Source organism: Pseudomonas sp. LAMO17WK12:I10 (genome assembly GCF_900215185.1).
In the GTDB taxonomy this organism is placed as follows: domain Bacteria; phylum Pseudomonadota; class Gammaproteobacteria; order Pseudomonadales; family Pseudomonadaceae; genus Aquipseudomonas; species Aquipseudomonas chlororaphis.
This window is the reverse complement of sequence record NZ_OBDX01000016.1, coordinates 53190-71259: the sequence shown is the minus strand read 5'-3', so window position 1 is coordinate 71259 and position 18070 is coordinate 53190. Positions and strand designations below refer to the sequence as shown.

Sequence of the window (18070 nt, the reverse complement as noted above, 5' to 3'; positions counted from 1 at the left end):
AGACTCGGTTGATCATCGACGGCACTGGCGTAAAACAGGCCTTCAGCGCTGCTCGGCTGGGGTTTGTTCACTGTCCCGTCATGACCGATGAAGGGGCTCCTATCGACCTGGCCCGTACCCTGAAGTTCCTGCAGGAACGGCCAACAGGTGGGCAGGTCCGTGCAATTACTCATGAGAAAAAGCAGAGGTGTGTATGCCGCCATTCAAAATGCGCGAGCTAAGCCGTACCGATACGCAAGCGCTGCTGGCGTTTGAAACCCGGAACCGTGAGTGGTTCGAATCCCATATCGAGGCGCGCGCCCCGGCTTTTTATTCGTTGCAGGGCGTCGCCGAGCATATCGCGGGCTACCTGGCCGATTTCGCGGCCGGCACCTGGCATCCCTGGGTGATCGAGGATTGCAGCGGAAACATCATCGGTCGCGCCAACCTGAAAAACATCGATACCGCGCAGCGCTGCGCCGAAGTCGGCTATCGGATTGCCCAAAGCGCCTGCGGCCAGGGGCTCGCGACACAGGCGCTGCGGCAACTGATCGAGCAAGCGCGGACGCGCTGGCAACTGACGCAGTTGGTGGCTTATGTCTACCCGGAAAATCTCGGCTCGACCAAGGTCGTGGAACGCTGCGGGTTCTTGCCGGAGCAGCCCGCAGAAGACGGCAAGGCGGGAGCCGAGCGCCGATTCGTTCTCCCGATCTAGATAAGGGTTGTGGCCCTTTACACACTCGCGACTCTGACTGCTGGCCTGTAACCGCTACGTCGTGTCAGTCAGACGGATAGCGCTTACCCGCGCCGCTCGGCCACCAACAGCAACGACTGCGGCACCGGGCTTTGCGGGTGCTGCGGTTCCTGCAGGCTGGCGAGCTGGAAGCCGGCCATGTCCAGGGCGTTGAGCCAGCTGGACAGGGTGCGGAAGTACCAGGGCATGGGTTGCCACTGGCCCTTGAAGCCGGCGAAGGTCTCTTCGCGCCAGCCATCCTGATAGTCGCCGGCCGCGGCGCTCCAGGGATGCAGGGTCTGGATCGCCAGCGCGCCGCCGGGGGCGAGCAGGGCGTGCATGGCGGCCAGCAGCGGGATGATGTCCTGGTGCAGCAGGGCGAAGTTGGCGCAGATCAGCTCGTAGTCGCGGCCGATGTCCACCTGCGCTTCCACCAGCGCTGCATAGCTGGCCACATGCACCGTTGCCGAGCCAGCAGCGCGCGCCGCCTCCACCAGGGCCGCATCGCCATCCACCCCGACCGCCTCAATGCCCCGTTGCGCCAGGGCGCGCAACAGCCAGCCCTCGCCGCAACCCAGGTCGAGCACGCGCTCGGGCTGACGGCCCAGCACCGCCAGCAGGATCGCCTGGTCGGTGACCTCGACGCGGCTTTGAATGGCGCCGCCGCGGATGGCGTCGATCCAGGCCTGGGCGTTGTGCTGCCAGCTGTGCAGCAGGGTGGATTCGGGAGTGGGCATGTCGGTGTCCAGCGTCAGTGGTGGGAGCTACGGGGTCGCTAGCGCTGACGTTAGCAGGCAGGGCGCCCGGGTCCAATACGTCGTTCGCCAACACGTCGTACCATGTCGGGCCCTATGCCAAGCTGATTGAAGCCGCGGACCCGTCCTGGCTGGCGGGGCTGGTGGTGACTGGTCCGCTGTATGACTGCCTGGCCAGCCGTAGCCGTAAGGCGCGGGTGAAGGGGCGCAGTCGGGGATTGCCGGCGGATAGCACAGTTGCGTGAAGCAAGGCGCCTGGAGTGAAAATCCCAGCGCCTTTTTTTATGGATACAGCGTTCTGAGGCGGAGGGCGCCGGAGGCGAAAAACGCCTCTACTTTTTGTCCCGTGCCGATTAGAGTTGCCGACTTTCGCAAGACGGCGCGACAGCATCCGTCCGTCTCTCATGGAGGAGCGCCATGCAGTACTTCGATCGTAGTTCCGTACCACCGCCAAGTCTGTTGCAGAGCCGGGAGGCCGGTCTCGAGAGACAGGTACTGGCCGATTATTTTCTGGCTGACAAGACCAAGAGGGCACAGAGCCGGGTGCCGGAATTGGCTGTCGACTTGAATGAAGACTCCGTCCGTCTTGGACTGAGCCGGCTGTTTCACGGCAAATGTGCGTTCTGCGAGCGGGCGGAGGTGCCCACGGCCATCTATCGATTTCGTCCGAGGTCACAGGCCAGCCCACTGAAGCGAACGCCGGATGCCCACCTGTACTACATCTGGCTGAGCAGCGCCTGGGAGAATCTCTACTCCATCTGCAAGGGCTGCGAGCCAGAGCGAATGGACTACTTTCCTGTTCGGGGCAGCCGCTCGCCTTTGCCTTCGGCGCGGCAGATCGAGGCCTATGTACTGGAAAACATGGGGCTATGGCGCGACTACCCGCTCAAGGAGCAGCAACTCCTGCTCGATCCCTGCGAACAAGTCGGCCTGGCCCGCCATCTGTCAGTCGATCTCTCGGGCCAACTCTATGCGCTGAGCGAACGTGCCGCTGTAACGATCGAGCATTTCAAGCTCAATCGTCTCCAGGTGCTCAAGCAGCGCAAGAGCAAGCTGGAGGTCTATTTTGACGAGTTGATCGACAACTGGTTCTTCCGGTCGGAAGGCGAAAACCCACCGTTCATGCTCTTCGACTTTGCCACGCTGGACTTTGGCGGCTGCTGGTACCTGCTGTGCCGGCGTATCGTACTGGCACTTTCAAAGTCCAAAGTATCGTCGGCGGCACTGGCTCCCGAGCGTATCGAGGAGACATTGCGAGCACTCGCTCATAGTGCTGATGTCTTCGATTGGCATGGAAACCTTGAGTCCCGACTGGCGGACTCAGTGGTAGAGCGATTCGCCCCGGCTGCGCAAAAAGTGAAGTCTTTGCCGCGGGAATACCCGCCACTGGCATCGATTCGCTTCAACAATTTCAAGGGCATCGAGCAGCTCGAACTGCAGATGCCCGCTGTACAGCCGACGCGGCTTTCCAATACCCGGCCACTGCAACCGGCCCTGCTGATACTTGGCGAAAATGCCGCCGGTAAAAGCTCCATCCTGGAAGCCACGGCCCTGGTGCTCAGCGGCGACAAGGCCTGTGCAAACCTGCCGATCGACCTTTCCTCGTTGCCCCTGGACCCTGAACTGCTGGGTGTTGCGCAGGCCCCGCAATGTAGCTCGGCATCTGTAGTCGCGATGTTTCAGGATGGCAGTCAACGCGATCTGAGCGTTGAAAAGGGGATGTTCTGGCACGACGGCACACACATTGTGCCTCCGGTCTTCGCGTATGGCGCATTCCGGCAATACCAGAAACAGGTGCGGCGCTATAGCCCGAGCAAATCGATCATCAATCTTTTCGACTCGACAGCCTTGCTGTCCAACCCGGAAAAATGGTTGCTGGGCCTCAAGAAGGATGAGTTCAACACTGTGGTGCAAGCCCTGCGAGGCATCCTGTCCATTGAGGGGGCGTTCGATGTCGTGGAGCGCGACGAGCAGAACCAGCGCTGCCTGATCGTCACTGCCGCAGGTGATGACCAGCTGCTGTGCCGGACCCCGCTGAGCCTGGCTTCCTCCGGCTATCGTTCGGTACTGGCGATCGCCTGCGACATCATCCAGGGCTTGATGAATCGGCGTATCAACCCGTATTTCGAAAGCCTGGAAACGGCCCAGGCGATAGTGTTGATCGACGAAGTGGAAGCGCATTTGCACCCGCGCTGGAAAATCCAGATCATGCGGGCGCTGCGGCAGGCGTTTCCCCAGGTCACCTTTATCGCCACCACTCACGATCCGCTATGCCTGCGCGGTATGCAGGACGGTGAGGTGATCGTCATGCAGCGGGTGCCTAAGGACAAACGCTCCGATATCCAGTGGCCGGTGATGGTCGAGCAACTGGTCCGCTTGCCGGAGGTCAGCCAACTGACCGTCGAGCAGTTGCTGACTTCGGATTTTTTCAGCCTGGCCTCCACCGACCAGCCAGATACCGAGCATGAGTTGGCCCACTTGGCCGATCTGTTGAGTGCCCGGGGTAGGGGGGAATCGCTGACGTCGCCACAGCAGGAAAGGCTGCGTAGCCTCGAGCGCAATATCAGCGATGCCTTGCCGGTCGGTTTCACCGAGGTGGAGCGGCTGGTGCAAGAGGCCGTTGTCGAGTACCTGGATAATCGGCGGCGGGTATCGACGCACAAACTCGGGCAGCTGCGGACCGAAGCCAAGCAGCGCATCCTCGGTATTCTGGAGGGGCTCTGAATCATGCGTGCCGTCAGTCGTGAGAGCGTGACCGTTCCCGACGCTATGTCGGGGGACGAGTCACCGGCGAACAAGGAACTGCAGAAATTCCAGGACTACTTCAATGCCCCAAGGGGGGCGTTGCCAGCCTTTACCGTCTACAAGTCAGACAGCGTCAAGAAGCAGTTGCATGAGTTGTTCCATGGCAAATGCGCCTACTGCGAGAGTTTCTACTATGGCAGTGCGCCGGTGGATATCGAGCACTACCGGCCCAAGGGGCGCGTATACGAGGAGCCGGACCATCCCGGCTACTGGTGGATCGCCATGGACTGGGAAAATCTGTTGCCTAGTTGTATCCATTGCAACCGACGCAGCGGGCAGGTGACACCCAGGCTTTCCGCGAGCCTGGTCAGCCTGACCAATGAAGGGAAGGCGTTCAGTCGTTCCCGCGTGATGCAGACCGGCAAGCAGGACAGCTTTCCGATCCTCGGCCAGCGAGCGGCGGTGGGTGCCCGGGACTTTGGCGCTGAACAAGCATTGCTGCTGGACCCGTGTCGGGATCAGCCGCAGGAGCACCTGCGGTTTCATGTCGATAGCGGCAATCTGATCGGCCTGGTGCTACCCAGTTCCCATGACAGCGGTGGCCTGGCCTTGGCTGGCGGTGTGGCGGGGATCAGGCCGGAACTGCAATCGGTCATCGAACAGGCCCTGGCCGATGGGCTGAGTCTCAGGGGCGCGGTGTCGATCCATGTCTATGGATTGAACCGGCTCGGGCTAGTGCAGGAGCGCACGCGCGTGCTGCGCCAGTTGGAGTTCCTGGAAATGTTGACGGTGGAAATGGGGCTGATGGCCCAGGAGCTGGACCCTGACCCGGAGATCCCGATTGTCGACGGGTCTGGTCGGGACAGCAGGTTGCGCGACAGGCGTATCGCCGGGCGCTTGCGCTTTCTTCAGGAGCAGATCCTGGGGCAGATAAAAGCGCTGGCCAGCCCGCAAGCACCGTACTCGGCCATGGTCCGCGAGTGGGTGGAGGGCTTCAAGGCGCGTCTGTTGGCCTGATCGTTGTGTCGCGGGGGCATCGTTCGGGACCGGGCGCAGGCCCTGGTGTGCGGGCACCGAGTGCCAGGCTTCAAGGCGATCAGCCGACGCCGTCAGGCCTTGCCACATCCCTCTGCAATGCCCGGGACCTTGTTGTTCGGTGCTTTACAGGATGCGCATCCGGTCCTCGTCAGGCGATTTGCTGCGACTGGTGATCAGGCTCAGCAGCACCGACGCCAGAATGATTCCGCCGACAGTGGCCAGCGACCATTCCACCGGCATGTGCAGCCAGGGCATCAGCGTCATCTTGGTGCCGATGAACACCAGCACGATCGCCAGGCCGTACTTGAGCAGGTGGAAGCGTTCGGCCATGTCGGCCAGCAGGAAGTACAGGGCGCGCAGGCCCATGATCGCGAAGATGTTCGAGGTGAACACAATGAACGGGTCGGTGGTGATGGCGAAGATCGCCGGGATGCTGTCGACCGCGAACATCAGGTCGCTGGCCTCGATCAGCACCAGCACCAGGAACATCGGCGTGGCCCAGCGCCGACCGTCCTGCTTGATGAAAAAATGCTCGTCATGAAAGCCGCTGGTGATCCGCAGATGGCCCTGTATCCAGCGCAACAGGGGGTTCCTGGCGAGGTCGGGCTGCCGATGGGCGAACAGCAGCATCTTGATCCCGGTGATGATCAGGAACACGCCGAACGCATACAGCAGCCACGCGAACTGCGACACCAGCCACACGCCGGCGAAAATCATCGCTGCGCGCATCACGATCGCCCCGAGCACACCGTACAGCAACACCCGGCGCTGCAACTCCGGGGGCACGGCAAAGTAGCCGAAGATCATCACGAAGATGAACATGTTGTCGATCGACAGCGACTGCTCGATCAGATAGCCGGTAAGGAATTCCAGGGTCTTGCGTTGGGCGATCCCGGGCCCGAACTCACCCTGCAGATACCACCAGAGCAATCCCGCGAAGGCCAGCGCCAGCATGGACCAGGCAATCACCCAGCACGATGCTTCGCGTACCGATACGCGATGGGCCTTGCGTCCGCCGAGGACAAACAGGTCCAAGGCCAGCATGGCCAGAACGAAGGCGATGAAGGCGAACCACATCCAGGGTTCGCCGATGTGCAGGGACTGCATGCCGTTCTCCCGGTCTGGGCGTGTGCTGGAGCCAACGGTTCATGCTAGTGGGGAGATCACCGTGAAGAAAAATCGATTATTCCTGAGCCATGGTTCGTTATTTACGAAGTGTCGCTGAAGGTTCTCCCGCGAGTTGCATTCGGCCATCCCTGATCAGCAAAAAAAGCCACTCCAGCCCGACGTTTTGTGGTGACCGGAGGGGGGCACGGGAAAATTGGGCCCAGCTCGGAGGGCCTTTGCCTCAGTGAGCGCCAGCCGCCTTGTTCAAGTCGCTTTCGGCCCATTCGGTATACACCCCCGAGGCAATCATCGCCGGGGCGAAGCGCGAGCCTTCTTCGTTGGTCCAGTTGACCACCTCGATCGGCCGCTCGGTCGTTATCCCGTGGTCGTTGAGAGTGCGCAGTACTTCCAGCCCGGCCAGCACGCCGTAGATGCCGTCGAACTTGCCACCCGCCGGCTGGGAGTCGCCGTGGGAACCGGTCAGCACCGGCGCCAGGTCGTCGTTGCGCCCGGCGCGCCGGGCAAAGATGTTGCCCATGGCATCGATGCGGATCGTGCACCCCGCCACCTCGGCCCAAGCCACGAACAGGTTGCCGGCACCCATCCGGTGGGCGGCCAGGCGGTGCACGCGGCGTTCGAGCTGCACATCGAGCAAGGCCCGATCCTCGAAGCCCAGGGCCTGACCATCGGCGTGGTCAGCGGGGCCCAGGGCCAGCGCTGGTATGAGGTCGAACTGCTGGGCCGCAGCGCCCACGCCGGGACCACGCCCATGGACCATCGGCTGGACGCCGTGCTCGGCTTCGCCCGGGTGGTGGAGGCAGTCAACCAGCTGGGCCTGGAGCAGGGCGCCGAGGGGCGGGCCACGGTGGGCATGGCCAACCTCTTTCCCAACTCGCGCAATGTGGTGCCCGGGCGGGTGTTCTTCAGCGTCGAGTTCCGCCATCCCGACGAGGCGGTACTGGCCCGCCAGGACCAGCAACTGCGCGAGGCGGTGGCCCGGATTGCCGAGGGGATCGGCCTGCAGCACAGCGTCAAGCAGATCTTCCAGTACGCGCCCATCGCCTTCGACCGCGATTGCGTCGAGGTGGTCCGCGCCGCCAGCGAAGCCTTGGGCTACAGCCACCGGCCGATGATTTCCGGGGCCGGGCACGACGCCTGCTACCTGAACCGGGTAGCGCCCACGGCGATGATTTTCGTGCCCTGCGTGGACGGCCTCAGTCACAACGAAGCCGAAGAGATCCACCCCCATTGGGCCACGGCCGGCGCCGATGTGCTGTTGCAGTCGATCCTGGCCAAGGCGCAGGCCTGAAGAGCGGGTAAAAGCCTAAGGTATTGGGTTATGTGCTAATGAATTTTTAATATTTCTAGTTATATGCGGCGGCCAGTAAAGTGCTTTTACTCCGTCCAATGCCGCCGCCGGGAAGACTTTCATGAGCAGTACCCACGGGCATCCGAGCCCGGTCCTGACGTTGCCTCACGGCGAGAAGGACCCCTTGTCGATCCGGGCGAAGGCGCTGGTATTCGCCGACCCCCGGTCACGCCAGTTGCTGGAGTACCTGCAACGCGTCGGGCCCAGCGACGTACCGGTGCTGATCAATGGCGAGACCGGCACCGGCAAGGAGCTGGTGGCGCGCTATATCCATTCCGCCAGCGGGCGCGGCGGTGCCTTCGTCGCGGTCAATTGCGGGGCGATCAGCGAGCACCTGGCCGAGAGCGAGTTCTTCGGCCACGAGGCCGGCTCGTTCTCCGGCGCGGTCGGGCGTCGCGCCGGCTGGTTCGAAGAGGCCGACGGCGGCACCCTGTTTCTCGACGAGATCGGCGACCTGCCATTGCCGCTGCAGGTGAAACTGCTGCGGGTACTGCAGGAGCAGGAAGTGGTGCGGGTCGGCTCGCGCAAGCCGATCAAGATCGATATCCGCCTGGTCACCGCGACCAACGTCAACCTGGAGCAGGCGGTCGAGGCCGGCAATTTCCGCCTCGACCTGTTCTATCGCATCAACGTCGCCCAGGTGGCGGTGTTGCCGCTGCGGGAACGGCCGCTGGATATCCTGCCGCTGGTGGAGCACTTCCGTAAGCTCTACAGCGCGCGCCTGAAAATCACCGAACCGATGCTCTCGGAGTCCGCCACCCAGGCGCTGCTCGACTATCCCTGGCCGGGCAATATCCGCGAGCTGGAAAACGTCGTGCACCTGGCCTTGCTGGTGGCGGGCGAGCGCTCGATCCGCCCCGAGCACCTGAAGTTTTCCGCCGGACTCAGCGCGTTGCAGGGCCCTGGGCCCGGCGGAGCGCCGAAGCTGCCCCAGGAGGTGCTACGCGAGCAGCTGTTGCGGCTGTTCGAGGTGCCGGGGGATTCGCTGCTGCACGACATCGAAGACCTGATCGTGCGCGAAGCCTTTGCCTTTTGCAGCTTCAACCAGCTGCGCACCGCGCAACTGCTGGGCATCACCCGCAATGCCATGCGCACCTTGCTGGTCAACCACGGCATGCTCAAGGGCCGCGCCAGGCCCTAGGGTGGCTCAGCGCTGTTCGGTCCGGGACAGGGCGCCGCCGATCCGGCGCAGTTGCGGCAGCAATTCCGCGCCCAGGTGAATCGCCTCTTCCAGATGGGGGAAGCCGGACAGAATGAAGCAGTCGACCCCCAACTGGTGGTACTCCTCGATGCGTTCCGCCACCTGCTGGTAGCTGCCCACCAGCGCCGTGCCCGCGCCACCCCGCACCAGCCCGACCCCGGCCCACAGATTGGCCGAGACTTCCAGCTCCCGCGCGCCACGCCGGCGGCCCTTGACCAGGTCGGTCTGGCGCGACTGGCCCACCGACTCGTAGGCGGCCATCTGCAACTGGGCGCGGTCGATGGCTTCCTTGGGGATCTCTTCCAGCAGGCGCTCGACGTGGGCCCAGGCGGCATCGTCGGTGGCCGCGGCGAAAATGTGCAGGCGCAGGCCGAAGCGCAGGCCGCGACCGCGGGCCGCGGTCAGTTCACGCATGCGCAGGATGCGCTCGGCGATCATCGCCGGCGGTTCGCACCACATCAGGTAGGTCTGGGCATGGGCGGCACCGACCTGTTCGGCCGCCGCCGAGGCACCGCCGAAATAGATGGCCGGCGCCTGCGCCTGGGGCGCGATCGGGTTGCCGATGCCACTGCGGTAATAACGCCCGTGATGGGGCTGACCCTTGCCGGCCCACACCGCCTGGAACACTTCGAGAAACTCTGCGGTGCGCGCATAGCGCTCGTCGTGTTCGAGGAAGTCGCCGAGGGAGCGTTGCTCGAAACGGCTGGAGCCGCTCACCAGGTGCAGGTCCAGGCGGTTCTCGCTGAGCAGCTGCAAGGTGGCCGCGCGGTGGGCGCTGTAGGCGGGCAGTTCCAGGCCCGGGCGCAGGGTCAGCAGAAAGCGCAGGCGACGGACTTCCTGGGCCAGCACCGCGGTGATCAGCCAGGGGTCTTCGAAGCCGCTGGCGGTGGGCACCATGATGCCGTCGAAGGCCGCCTGTTCGGCGGCGCGCACGATCTGGCGCAGGTAGTCCAGGGTCGGCGCGCGTTCGCCTTGCTGGAACAGCAAGGCCTTGGGCAGGCCGCTGCTGGTGAGGTGACGGCCATCGCCGTTGGTGGGCAGGAACCAGTCGATCTCGATCGGTTCGCGACGGTCATTGGGCATGCTGGAGGGGCTCCTTGCGCAGGCCTTGGTCATCGAGCAGCGGCAGGATGCGTTCGGCGAAGCGCAACACTTCGCTGACCGCCGGCTGGCCCTGGATGACGATATGTTCCAGGCCCAGGCCGTGCAGTTCCTGCAAGCGGGTGGCGACCTGATGCGGCGTGCCGACCAGGTACAGCGGCTGCCCGGGCTGCAGCTGCACCAGGTTCGGATGGATTTCGAAATGCCGCAGCGGCTGGCGATCCCGGGGCAGGCGGAGCACCGAGGCGGCCGCCGCCGGCAGCGGCGCCAGGTTTCCCGCCAGTTGCCGGTTGGCGGCTTGCCAGGCCTGTTCCTCGGTGTCCCCCAGCACCAGGCCGAAGGCGCAGGCGAACCCCAGGGGCCGCTCCGCGGATCGCTCGGTGCCGCGCAGGCGCTCGATTTCCTGGCGCAGCCAGTGCGGCGGCGCCGAGCGCAGCAGGCAGAAACGCGCGTGGCTGGCGATCAGCGCGCTGCTCTGGCTGTCGTCGAGGATCAGCGCCGGGGCCGGCAGGGGACGGCGGGCGAAACCGGCATTCTCCAGCTGGAAATAACGACCGCTGTAGTTGAAGCCGCCGTCCGCCTCGGCCAGCAACTGGTCGAGGATCTCCAGGTATTCGCCGATGCGTTCGTTGCGCTGGTCGCGGTTGAGCCATTCGCCAAAGGCGCTGCGCAGGCTGCCCTGTTCGCTGTCCGGCAGGTGCAGGCGGACCCGGTTGGCGCTGATCGATTGCAGGCTTTGCACGGTGGTGGCCAGGGCCGCCGGCAACATCACTTCCGGCGGCACGCTGACCGTCAGTCGGACCCGCCGGGTGTGGGCACAGAGGGCCGCGGCCACCCCCAGGCTGTCGGCGCACTGGGCGCCGCCGGGAATCCACAGGCCGTCGATCCCGGCGTACTCCACGGCCTGGGCCAGTTGAATCCATTGCCCGGGGCGCGCCGCCCAGTCGGGGGCGCCACCGGGGCCGCAGAGCGGCATTTGCCAGCTGAACTCAAGCGCCATGGGCAGGCTCCGCGACAGGGGGGAAGGAGGCAGGCGTCATCATCCCACTGTCGCTGGCGGCTGAGTAGCTTGGGTATGAGTAGCTTGGGCATGAGTGGCCCGGGTGGCGGTGGCTTGTTCAGGGCGCGCGGGCTGCCAGCCCAGGGCCGGGGCGATGTCCCGGGCAATCGTCCGCAGGCGCTCCAGCACCTGGGCCTGGGTCGAGCTTTCGGCCTGGACCACGACGATCAGGTAATCGGCATAGTCCAGCAGCGCCGGGTCCTGGCGCAGGCTGTCGAGCACTTCTTCGGGGTGGCCGTGGTGCACGTTCATCAGGCGCAGGTGTTCTTGCAGGTTGACCGCCTCATCGATCAGGCCTTCGCGTTGCAGGCGTGGAATGTGCCGCTCGATATCCACCGCCAGTTCGGCCTGGGCGGTGGCGCGGTCGCGGGCCGGAAACACCGCCCGCACCACGCCGATGCGCGGCGCTCGCCCAGGTGTGTTCCAGGCCTTGAGGTAGGCCTCGGCCAGGGGTTTCTGCACGGTCAGCGGGTCGTGGGTGGCAGTGCCCAGCAGCAGGCCGTTGCCTTGGCTGGCGGTGTAGGCCGCGCCCTCGACACTGCCGTGGGAATGCCACAGCCGCTGGCCCAGGCCCGGTGCCGGCGGTTGCAGGGTCAGCTCGTCGCCGGGGCTGACGGGCTGGCCGTCGAGCAGCTGTTGCAGGCGTTGCTGGTGCTGGATGAACTGCTGCTGGCGCTGTTCGGGATCGCGCTCGAAGGCACTGAAATTGTCGAGGTTGGCGCCGCCGCTGCCGATGCCCAATTGCAGGCGCCCGGCGCTCAGGCTGTCCAGCACGCTGGCGTCCTCGGCCAGGCGGATCGGTTCTTCCAGGGGCAGTACGATCACCCCGGTCCCCAGCTCGATATGCCGGGTGCGCTCGGCGACGGCGGCCAGCAGCACCAGGGGCGAGGGCAGTTGGCCGAAGCCGCTGCTCAGGTGGTGCTGGGCAATCCAGCCACCGTCGTAGCCCAGGGCCTCGGCCACGTCGAACTGCTCCAGCAGGTCGTGGTAGACCTGCCGTGGATCGTCGCCGAAGGCATGGCTGAGAAAACCCAGCTTGAAGGTTTTGCGCGGGTGCGAGGCGGTCATGGCAGGCTGGGCTCCACAAAATGGCGAGTGACGGTGGTCGTGCTGGGGCGCCAGCCCAGGGCGGGGGCGATCTGTTCGCGGATGATTTCCAGGGCGCGGATGGCTTCGCGCAGCGGCGTGCTGGCGGTCTGTACCTGGACGATCAGGTGGTCGTTGGCGCTCAGTCGTGGGCCCTGGCGCAGGCCGGCGACTATCTCGTGGGCCGGGCCATGCAGCACCCCCAGGCGCTTGAGGGTGCTGGCGAAGTCCTCGTCCAGCGGGCCGCTGTAGACGCCGATGCTCTGCTGGCGCTTGACGTAGGCCTGGATATCCCGGCGCAGGGCCGAGTCGTCGCTGACCGGCGAGTCGCTGGGGAACACCCCCTGCACCCGCGCCACCCGCGCCGGAGTGCCGTTGTCGCCGGTCCAGGCCCGGCGATAACGCTCGACCAGTTCCACCCCCGCCTCGGGCGGCAGGTGCGGGTTGGGCGCCATGATCAGGCCGTTGCCGCGGGCCGCCACCAGCTCGACCCGCGAGGTGGCTTCCCACAGGCGCCGGCCCAGGCCCTGGGCGGCGGGACGCAGGCGCAGTCCCTGGGCATTCAGCGGCGCGTTGTTCAAGGCCGCGTGCAGCTGTTGCAGATGCCGCTCGTAGTCGCGATGGCGCTGCTCGTGCCGGCGGCCGAAGGCGTCGAAGGTCTGCGGGTCGAAACCCGCTCCCAGCCCCAGTTCGAGGCGGCCGTTGCTCAGCAGGTCGAGCACCCCGGCGTCTTCGGCCAGGCGCAGCGGTTGCTCTTGCACCAGCACGATGATCCCGCTGCCCAGGCCGATGCGCCGGGTGCGCTGGGCGATGGCCGCGAGCAGGATCAGCGGTGAGGGCAGGCGCCCCTGTTCGCTGGCGAAATGGTGCTGGGCCACCCAGCCGCTGTCGAAGCCCAGTTCTTCGGCGACCTGGAACAACTCCAGGGTGTCGCGGTAGACCTTGGGGTCGAAACCCGGGCGGTAGACCCGGCTGAGAAAACCCAGGGCAAATCCTCCGCTCATGGCTGCGGCTCCTGCTTGTCGAGTAAGGGCAGGGCCAGCAGGCCCTGGAGGTTGCGGTTGTCGCCGGCGGATTCCAGCAGGCCGCTGAACGGGCTGACGGTCAGGTAGCCCTTGGCCACCCAGACGGCTTCGTCATCCTGTTCGTCGTCGGTGGCCGGCGGGCTGTACTGGAAACCGATGCCGGGCTTGCCGGCGAGCGCGTGATCGAGCTTGCCGAGGTCCTCGGTATACAAGGCCTCGAAGCCCACGTAACGACCGATGCGGGTCAGGCGCACGCCCTTGATGGCGGGGCCGGCGGGCAGGTTGACGTTGAGCCCGAGACCTTCGGGCAACAGCTTGCCGTCGCCCTGGCGATGGCGGTCGAGGGCCTCCACCAGTCGCACCACCAGCCGGGCCACCCGCTGCGGATCGGACTCCTTGAGGTCGGTGCTCACCGCCAGCGCCGGGACCCCGGCGAGCAAGGCCGCGCTGGCGGCGTTGAAGGTTCCGGAAGCGAGGTTGATCGCCCCCAGGTTGTTGCCGGGGTTGGGGCCGACTATCACCAGGTCGGGGTGCGGCATGACTTTCTTCAGGCCCATCAGCAGCGCCATCACCGGGGTGCCGCTGATCTCGATCCGTACCGTCTGGCCGGCGCAGGCGGGGCTGCCGCACAGGCCGCTTTCATGGGTGCTCAGGTAGTAGCTGTCGGGGTAGGCGGGGTCGCTGTCGCGGCCGATGCGGGTCTCGCGGCCGTAGATGAAGGCGCCGCCGCGGGCGCTCTGTTCGCTTTGCGGGGCGGCGATCTTCACCTGGTGCCCGGCCGCCTTGAGGGCGTCGTACAAGGCCCGGATGTTCGGGTGGCGGTAACCGTCGTCGTTGCTCAGCAGGATGTTCAAGGCGAACGCCGGGGCGCTCGCCAGGCCGCAGAACGCCGCCAGCAGGCAGGCCAGGCCTCTCATGAGCGCGGCTCCGGCGGCCGGGTGAAGCGGTTGGCCGGGCGCGGCAGGCCGAGGTTTTCGCGCAGGGTACGGCCCTGGTACTCGTGGCGGAACAGCCCGCGTCGTTGCAGCAGTGGGATCACCTGGTCGACGAAGCTATCGAGCGAACCGGGAAAGTACGGGAAGAACACATTGAAGCCATCGCAGGCGCGGCCCTGGAACCAGGCCTCGAAAGTGTCGGCGATGTCCTCGGCGGTGCCGATGATCGGGTGCCCGCCGGCCAGGCGCAGGTACAGCTGGCGAATGCTCAGGTTCTCCTCTCGGGCCAGGGCCAGGACCTGGTCGCGGCGGCTGCCGCGCTGGCCGACCGGGGTCTGCGGCAGGGGGCCGTCGAGGTCGTGGCCGGACAGGTCGATATCGTCGCCCAGGGTATCGGCCAGCAGGCGCAGGCCCAGCACCGGGTCCACCAGGGCCTGGAATTCGTCGAACAGCGCCTGGGCCTGTTCGCGGGTTGCGCCGATGAAAGGCGTGACCCCGGGCAGGATCTTGATGTGCTCGGGATTGCGGCCCAATGCCTCGGCGCGCTGCTTGATGTCCTGGTAGAAGGCTTGGGCCGCCGACAGGTCGTGATGGCTGGCGAAGATCAGTTCGGCGACCCGCGCCGCAAGGGCCTTGCCGGCCTCCGAGGCACCGGCCTGGACCAGCACCGGGTGGCCCTGGGGCGGTCGCGCGACGTTCAACGGCCCGCGCACGGCGAAATGCGCGCCACGGTGATCGAGGGTATGCAGCTTGTCCGGGTCGAAGTACTGGCCGCTGGCCTTGTCGCGGATAAAGGCGTCGTCGTCCCAGCTGTCCCACAGGCCCTTGACCACGTCGTGGAATTCTTCCGCGCGCTGGTAGCGGTCGGCGTGGTCGATATGGTTTTCGCGGCCGAAGTTCCAGGCTTCGTCGGAGACCACCGAGGTCACTAGGTTCCACGCCGCGCGGCCCCCGGACAGGTGGTCCAGGGACGCGAACTTGCGGGCGATGTGGTACGGCTCGTTGTAGCTGGTGGTGGCGGTGGCGATCAGGCCGATGTTGCGGGTGACCGCGGCCAGGGCGGCCATCAGGGTCAACGGCTCGAAGTGTTCGCCGCGGGCGGTGCGGCTCAGGGCATCGAGGTGGTGACCCCAGAGGGCGACCACGTCGGCGACGAACAGCGCGTCGAACTTGCCGCGTTCGGCGGTCTGGGCGATGGCCTTGAAATGCTCGAAGTCCAGGCTGGCATCGGCCTGGGCCAGGGGATGGCGCCAGGCGGCGACATGATGGCCGCTGTTGGCCAGGAAGGCCCCCAGCTTGAGTTGATCGGTACGGCGGGTCATGGGCAGGCTCCCGGGGGTGATTCGACGAACCTGCCGGCCACCCGGGCCGGCAGGCGCTCAGGTGGCTCAGAAGTTGTACGTCAGGCCGGTGTACCAGTAGCCACCGGTGGTGCCGTAGGGCGAGAAGTTGCCGTAGGGGAAAGCCCCGGAACTGCTGGGCAGGCCGGTGCGCTCCGGGTACTTGTTGAACAGGTTGTTGGCGCCGGCGTTGAGGGTCAGGGCGGCGTTCAGGTGGTAATCGAGGTTGAGGTCGGTGATCCACGCCGGGGAGAAGGTGCGGTCGAAGTTCTCCGTCGTCCCGTACTGGGTGTACTCGCCGTAGCGGGTCAGGTTGAGGCCGATCTCGAATTTGTCGATGGTCCAGGTGGTGCCCAGCAGCAGCTTGGATTCGGGCAGGCCGTGCTTGAGGTTGCCCTGGCGCTGGCGGTCGTAGCCGCCGGTAGGCCCCAGGGCCTGCTGGGCCACCGGCGAGGCGTGGATGTCGTCGATCTGCGTGGTGTTCCAGTTGAAGCCCAGGGTGTAGCGCAGGCCGCCGTAGGCCCCGAGGTTCTGCCGGTAGTCGCCGACCAGGTCGATGCCGCGGGTGGTGGTGTCCAGGGCGTTGGTGAAGTAGGTGACCGACTGGTTGGTGTTGAGCCCGGCCGCGGCGAGGATCGCGGCGATCTGCGGGGTGCCGCCCAGGTAGCCGGTCTGGGCGATGCGGTCGCGGATTTTGATCTGGTAGGCATCCAGGGTCACGCTGCTGGCGTCGGAGGGCTGGAAGGTCAGGCCGACGCTGATGTTGGTCGATTTCTCCGGCTTGAGGGTCGAGGCGCCCAGGGCCTTGGCCACGTCCGAATCCACCGCGACGTTGCGGTAGTCGATCAGGTTGCCGTTGACGTTGCTCTGCGAGGTCGAGCTGTAGATCTGCTGCGCCAGCGACGGCGCGCGAAAGCCGGTGCTGTAGGTGCCGCGCACGGCCAGGGTGGGGGTCAGCTGGTAGCGGGTGGAGAGCTTGCCGTTGGTGGTGGTGCCCGAACCGTCGTTGTAGTGCTCGTAGCGGCCGGCCAGGTCGACGTGCCATTTGTCGGTCAGGTCCTGGCCGATCTCGCCATAACCGGCCAGGCTGGTGCGGCCTCGCTGCGCGGCGTCGGCGGGCGTGGTGCCGGCGCCGGAGATGGTCCCGGGGGCGATCGGGTTGCCGCTGGCGCCGGTGGTGTAGGGGCCGCTGGCGTAGGACGCGTAGTCGCCCTTGCCGATCTTGTAGTTTTCGTAGCGCTGCTCCAGGCCCCAGGAAATCTGCGTCGGTTTGGCCAGGCCGAAGTCGAAGGCGCGGGTCAGGTCGAGGTTGTTGGTCCACTGGCTGAAGGTCTTGACCCCGGTGTCCACCGAGGTCGGCGAGTCCTGGCCGTAGCTGAGGTTGTAGGTGTGGCGCAGGGTGGCCTCGGCATGGTCCTGGCCATAGGTGCTGGACAGGTCGTAGTCCCAGTCGGCGAACTTGCCCTTGCCACCGAAGGCCACCTGGAAGTCGTTCTCGATAAACCGCAGGGTGTCTTCGATGCCTTCGGGGAAGGGCGTGGCGATGCCGTCGAAGCTCGCGGGCTGGTGGAAGGCCAGGGGCTTTTCCGAGTTGCGCCGGGTATAGGTGGAGAACGAATACAGGCTCAAGGCGTCGTTGACCGGCAGCTCGGCGTTGTAGCCCAGGCTGAAGTTGCGCGACTCGGGCAGGCCGGTGCCGTAGTAGGTATGCCGCGAACTGGTGTTGCCGGCGCTGTCGGTGTACGGCGCGTCGTCGGAGCGGTCGGAAACCCGCTGCTTCTTAACGTCCAGCGCCAGGTTGATGAAACCGTCGTTGGGCAGCGCCAGGCCGACGTTGCCGGTCTGCCGGGCGGTCTCGCCGTCGCCGTTCTCGTAGTTCTGGCCGTAGCTGGTGGACAGGCTGCCGCCGTGGTCGGTCTGCTTGAGCACGATGTTGACCACGCCGCCGATGGCGTCCGAGCCGTACTGGGCGGAGGCGCCGTCGCGCAGCACCTCGACATGGTCCACCAGGGCGGTGGGAATCATGTCCAGGTCCACCGGTTGCGAGCCGGAGTTGAGGAAGGTGCCGTTGTTCAGCAGCGCGCTGTTGTGCCGGCGCTTGCCGTTGACCAGCACCAGCACCTGGTCGCCGTTGAGGCCGCGCAGGCTGATGGGGCGCACCACCGAGGTCGAGCCGAAGCCTGACGAGGCCGGTTGGTTGAGCGACGGCAGCACCCGGCTGAGGGCGCGGGTCAGGTCGCCCTGGCCGGTGGCCAACAGTTGCTTGGAAGAAATCACATCCACCGGGGACGGGCTTTCGGCCAGGGTCCGGGCCTGGCCGCGGTTGCCGATCACCACCACGGTGTCCAGCGGGTTGTCGCTGTCGGCGGCCAGTGCCGCGCTGCCGTAGGTCAATGCCTCGCACAGGGCGATGAACAGCAGGCTGTGGGCGAAAGTCCTGTGAGGTTGCCGCACGCCAGTGGCGCTTGATGAAATCATGATTGAAACACTCCAGTGTGGTCCCCGGTTTGCGCCCTGCTGGGTGGCCAACCTTGTCGGGTAAGGCGACGGTTCCGTATGCGGCCATCGCCGGTGTCGTGGTGGCGGCTTGTTGCCG

The 18070-nt window shown here is 65.8% G+C and carries 13 protein-coding genes and 3 pseudogenes; 6 read left to right on the top strand and 10 right to left on the bottom strand.

From position 1 onward, the window contains the following. Positions 1–193 precede the first annotated feature (193 nt). Positions 194–694: a GNAT family N-acetyltransferase gene (locus tag CRO75_RS18160; protein ID WP_097137261.1), complete on the top strand. Its 501-nt coding sequence runs from the start codon at positions 194–196 to the stop codon at positions 692–694. 83 nt (positions 695–777) lie between these two features. Here the strand turns inward: CRO75_RS18160 and CRO75_RS18155 are convergent, their stop codons facing one another. Further along, entirely contained in the window at positions 778–1449 is a 672-nt protein-coding gene (locus CRO75_RS18155; RefSeq protein WP_097137259.1) for a methyltransferase domain-containing protein, read from the bottom strand. 83 nt (positions 1450–1532) lie between these two features. Between CRO75_RS18155 and CRO75_RS33230 the strand changes: the two are divergent. From CRO75_RS33230 to CRO75_RS18140, 3 genes and pseudogenes are all read left to right on the top strand, one after another. Then, positions 1533–1712: pseudogene (locus CRO75_RS33230) on the top strand (hypothetical protein); the annotation flags it as partial. Positions 1713–1884: 172 nt separating this feature from the next. Continuing rightward, positions 1885–4191 (top strand): AAA family ATPase, encoded by a 2307-nt coding sequence (locus tag CRO75_RS33225; protein ID WP_239990606.1) that lies wholly within the window; start codon positions 1885–1887, stop codon positions 4189–4191. A gap of 3 nt (positions 4192–4194) precedes the next feature. Beyond that, on the top strand, positions 4195–5229 hold the full coding sequence (locus tag CRO75_RS18140) for an endonuclease (protein ID WP_097137257.1): 1035 nt from the start codon (positions 4195–4197) through the stop codon (positions 5227–5229). Positions 5230–5373: 144 nt separating this feature from the next. Here CRO75_RS18140 and CRO75_RS18135 read toward each other — a convergent pair whose 3' ends face one another. Together CRO75_RS18135 and CRO75_RS18130 are read right to left on the bottom strand one after the other, a co-directional pair. Further along, positions 5374–6357: a TerC family protein gene (locus tag CRO75_RS18135; protein ID WP_097137255.1), complete on the bottom strand. Its 984-nt coding sequence runs from the start codon at positions 6355–6357 to the stop codon at positions 5374–5376. 289 nt (positions 6358–6646) lie between these two features. Continuing rightward, positions 6647–6955 (bottom strand): annotated as a pseudogene (locus tag CRO75_RS18130) (M20/M25/M40 family metallo-hydrolase); the annotation flags it as partial. Between CRO75_RS18130 and CRO75_RS18125 the strand changes: the two are divergent. Continuing rightward, positions 6884–7666, top strand: a pseudogene (locus CRO75_RS18125) (hydantoinase/carbamoylase family amidase); the annotation flags it as partial. The pseudogenes CRO75_RS18130 and CRO75_RS18125 overlap by 72 nt on opposite strands. Before the next feature lie 121 nt (positions 7667–7787). After that, positions 7788–8867 (top strand): sigma-54 dependent transcriptional regulator, encoded by a 1080-nt coding sequence (locus CRO75_RS18120; protein ID WP_097137253.1) that lies wholly within the window; start codon positions 7788–7790, stop codon positions 8865–8867. A gap of 6 nt (positions 8868–8873) precedes the next feature. Here the strand turns inward: CRO75_RS18120 and CRO75_RS18115 are convergent, their stop codons facing one another. The 7 genes from CRO75_RS18115 to CRO75_RS18085 form a co-directional block, all read right to left on the bottom strand. After that, complete coding sequence (locus tag CRO75_RS18115; protein ID WP_097137251.1) at positions 8874–10010, bottom strand: LLM class flavin-dependent oxidoreductase; 1137 nt, start codon at positions 10008–10010, stop codon at positions 8874–8876. Then, positions 10000–11028 (bottom strand): LLM class flavin-dependent oxidoreductase, encoded by a 1029-nt coding sequence (locus tag CRO75_RS18110; protein ID WP_097137249.1) that lies wholly within the window; start codon positions 11026–11028, stop codon positions 10000–10002. The genes CRO75_RS18115 and CRO75_RS18110 overlap by 11 nt, the downstream gene beginning before the upstream one ends. A gap of 39 nt (positions 11029–11067) precedes the next feature. Continuing rightward, positions 11068–12156 (bottom strand): LLM class flavin-dependent oxidoreductase, encoded by a 1089-nt coding sequence (locus tag CRO75_RS18105; RefSeq protein WP_097137247.1) that lies wholly within the window; start codon positions 12154–12156, stop codon positions 11068–11070. After that, positions 12153–13178: an LLM class flavin-dependent oxidoreductase gene (locus tag CRO75_RS18100; RefSeq protein ID WP_097137245.1), complete on the bottom strand. Its 1026-nt coding sequence runs from the start codon at positions 13176–13178 to the stop codon at positions 12153–12155. Before CRO75_RS18100 ends, CRO75_RS18105 begins: the two co-directional genes overlap by 4 nt. Beyond that, positions 13175–14116, bottom strand: coding sequence for a 5'/3'-nucleotidase SurE (locus CRO75_RS18095; RefSeq protein WP_097137242.1), 942 nt, complete (start codon positions 14114–14116; stop codon positions 13175–13177). The genes CRO75_RS18100 and CRO75_RS18095 overlap by 4 nt, the downstream gene beginning before the upstream one ends. Then, complete coding sequence (locus CRO75_RS18090; RefSeq protein ID WP_097137240.1) at positions 14113–15456, bottom strand: LLM class flavin-dependent oxidoreductase; 1344 nt, start codon at positions 15454–15456, stop codon at positions 14113–14115. The genes CRO75_RS18095 and CRO75_RS18090 overlap by 4 nt, the downstream gene beginning before the upstream one ends. Positions 15457–15522: 66 nt before the next feature. Further along, positions 15523–17952, bottom strand: coding sequence for a TonB-dependent receptor (locus tag CRO75_RS18085; protein WP_097137238.1), 2430 nt, complete (start codon positions 17950–17952; stop codon positions 15523–15525). Positions 17953–18070: the final 118 nt, after the last annotated feature.

What these genes read in the sequence shown, in the direction of transcription:
- CRO75_RS18160 (WP_097137261.1), top strand. Translation starts at nt 194, where the DNA reads ATGCCGCCATTCAAAATGCGCGAGCTAAGCCGTACCGATACGCAAGCG.
- CRO75_RS18155 (WP_097137259.1), bottom strand. Translation starts at nt 1,449, where the DNA reads ATGCCCACTCCCGAATCCACCCTGCTGCACAGCTGGCAGCACAACGCC.
- CRO75_RS33225 (WP_239990606.1), top strand. Translation starts at nt 1,885, where the DNA reads ATGCAGTACTTCGATCGTAGTTCCGTACCACCGCCAAGTCTGTTGCAG.
- CRO75_RS18140 (WP_097137257.1), top strand. Translation starts at nt 4,195, where the DNA reads ATGCGTGCCGTCAGTCGTGAGAGCGTGACCGTTCCCGACGCTATGTCG.
- CRO75_RS18135 (WP_097137255.1), bottom strand. Translation starts at nt 6,357, where the DNA reads ATGCAGTCCCTGCACATCGGCGAACCCTGGATGTGGTTCGCCTTCATC.
- CRO75_RS18120 (WP_097137253.1), top strand. Translation starts at nt 7,788, where the DNA reads ATGAGCAGTACCCACGGGCATCCGAGCCCGGTCCTGACGTTGCCTCAC.
- CRO75_RS18115 (WP_097137251.1), bottom strand. Translation starts at nt 10,010, where the DNA reads ATGCCCAATGACCGTCGCGAACCGATCGAGATCGACTGGTTCCTGCCC.
- CRO75_RS18110 (WP_097137249.1), bottom strand. Translation starts at nt 11,028, where the DNA reads ATGGCGCTTGAGTTCAGCTGGCAAATGCCGCTCTGCGGCCCCGGTGGC.
- CRO75_RS18105 (WP_097137247.1), bottom strand. Translation starts at nt 12,156, where the DNA reads ATGACCGCCTCGCACCCGCGCAAAACCTTCAAGCTGGGTTTTCTCAGC.
- CRO75_RS18100 (WP_097137245.1), bottom strand. Translation starts at nt 13,178, where the DNA reads ATGAGCGGAGGATTTGCCCTGGGTTTTCTCAGCCGGGTCTACCGCCCG.
- CRO75_RS18095 (WP_097137242.1), bottom strand. Translation starts at nt 14,116, where the DNA reads ATGAGAGGCCTGGCCTGCCTGCTGGCGGCGTTCTGCGGCCTGGCGAGC.
- CRO75_RS18090 (WP_097137240.1), bottom strand. Translation starts at nt 15,456, where the DNA reads ATGACCCGCCGTACCGATCAACTCAAGCTGGGGGCCTTCCTGGCCAAC.
- CRO75_RS18085 (WP_097137238.1), bottom strand. Translation starts at nt 17,952, where the DNA reads ATGATTTCATCAAGCGCCACTGGCGTGCGGCAACCTCACAGGACTTTC.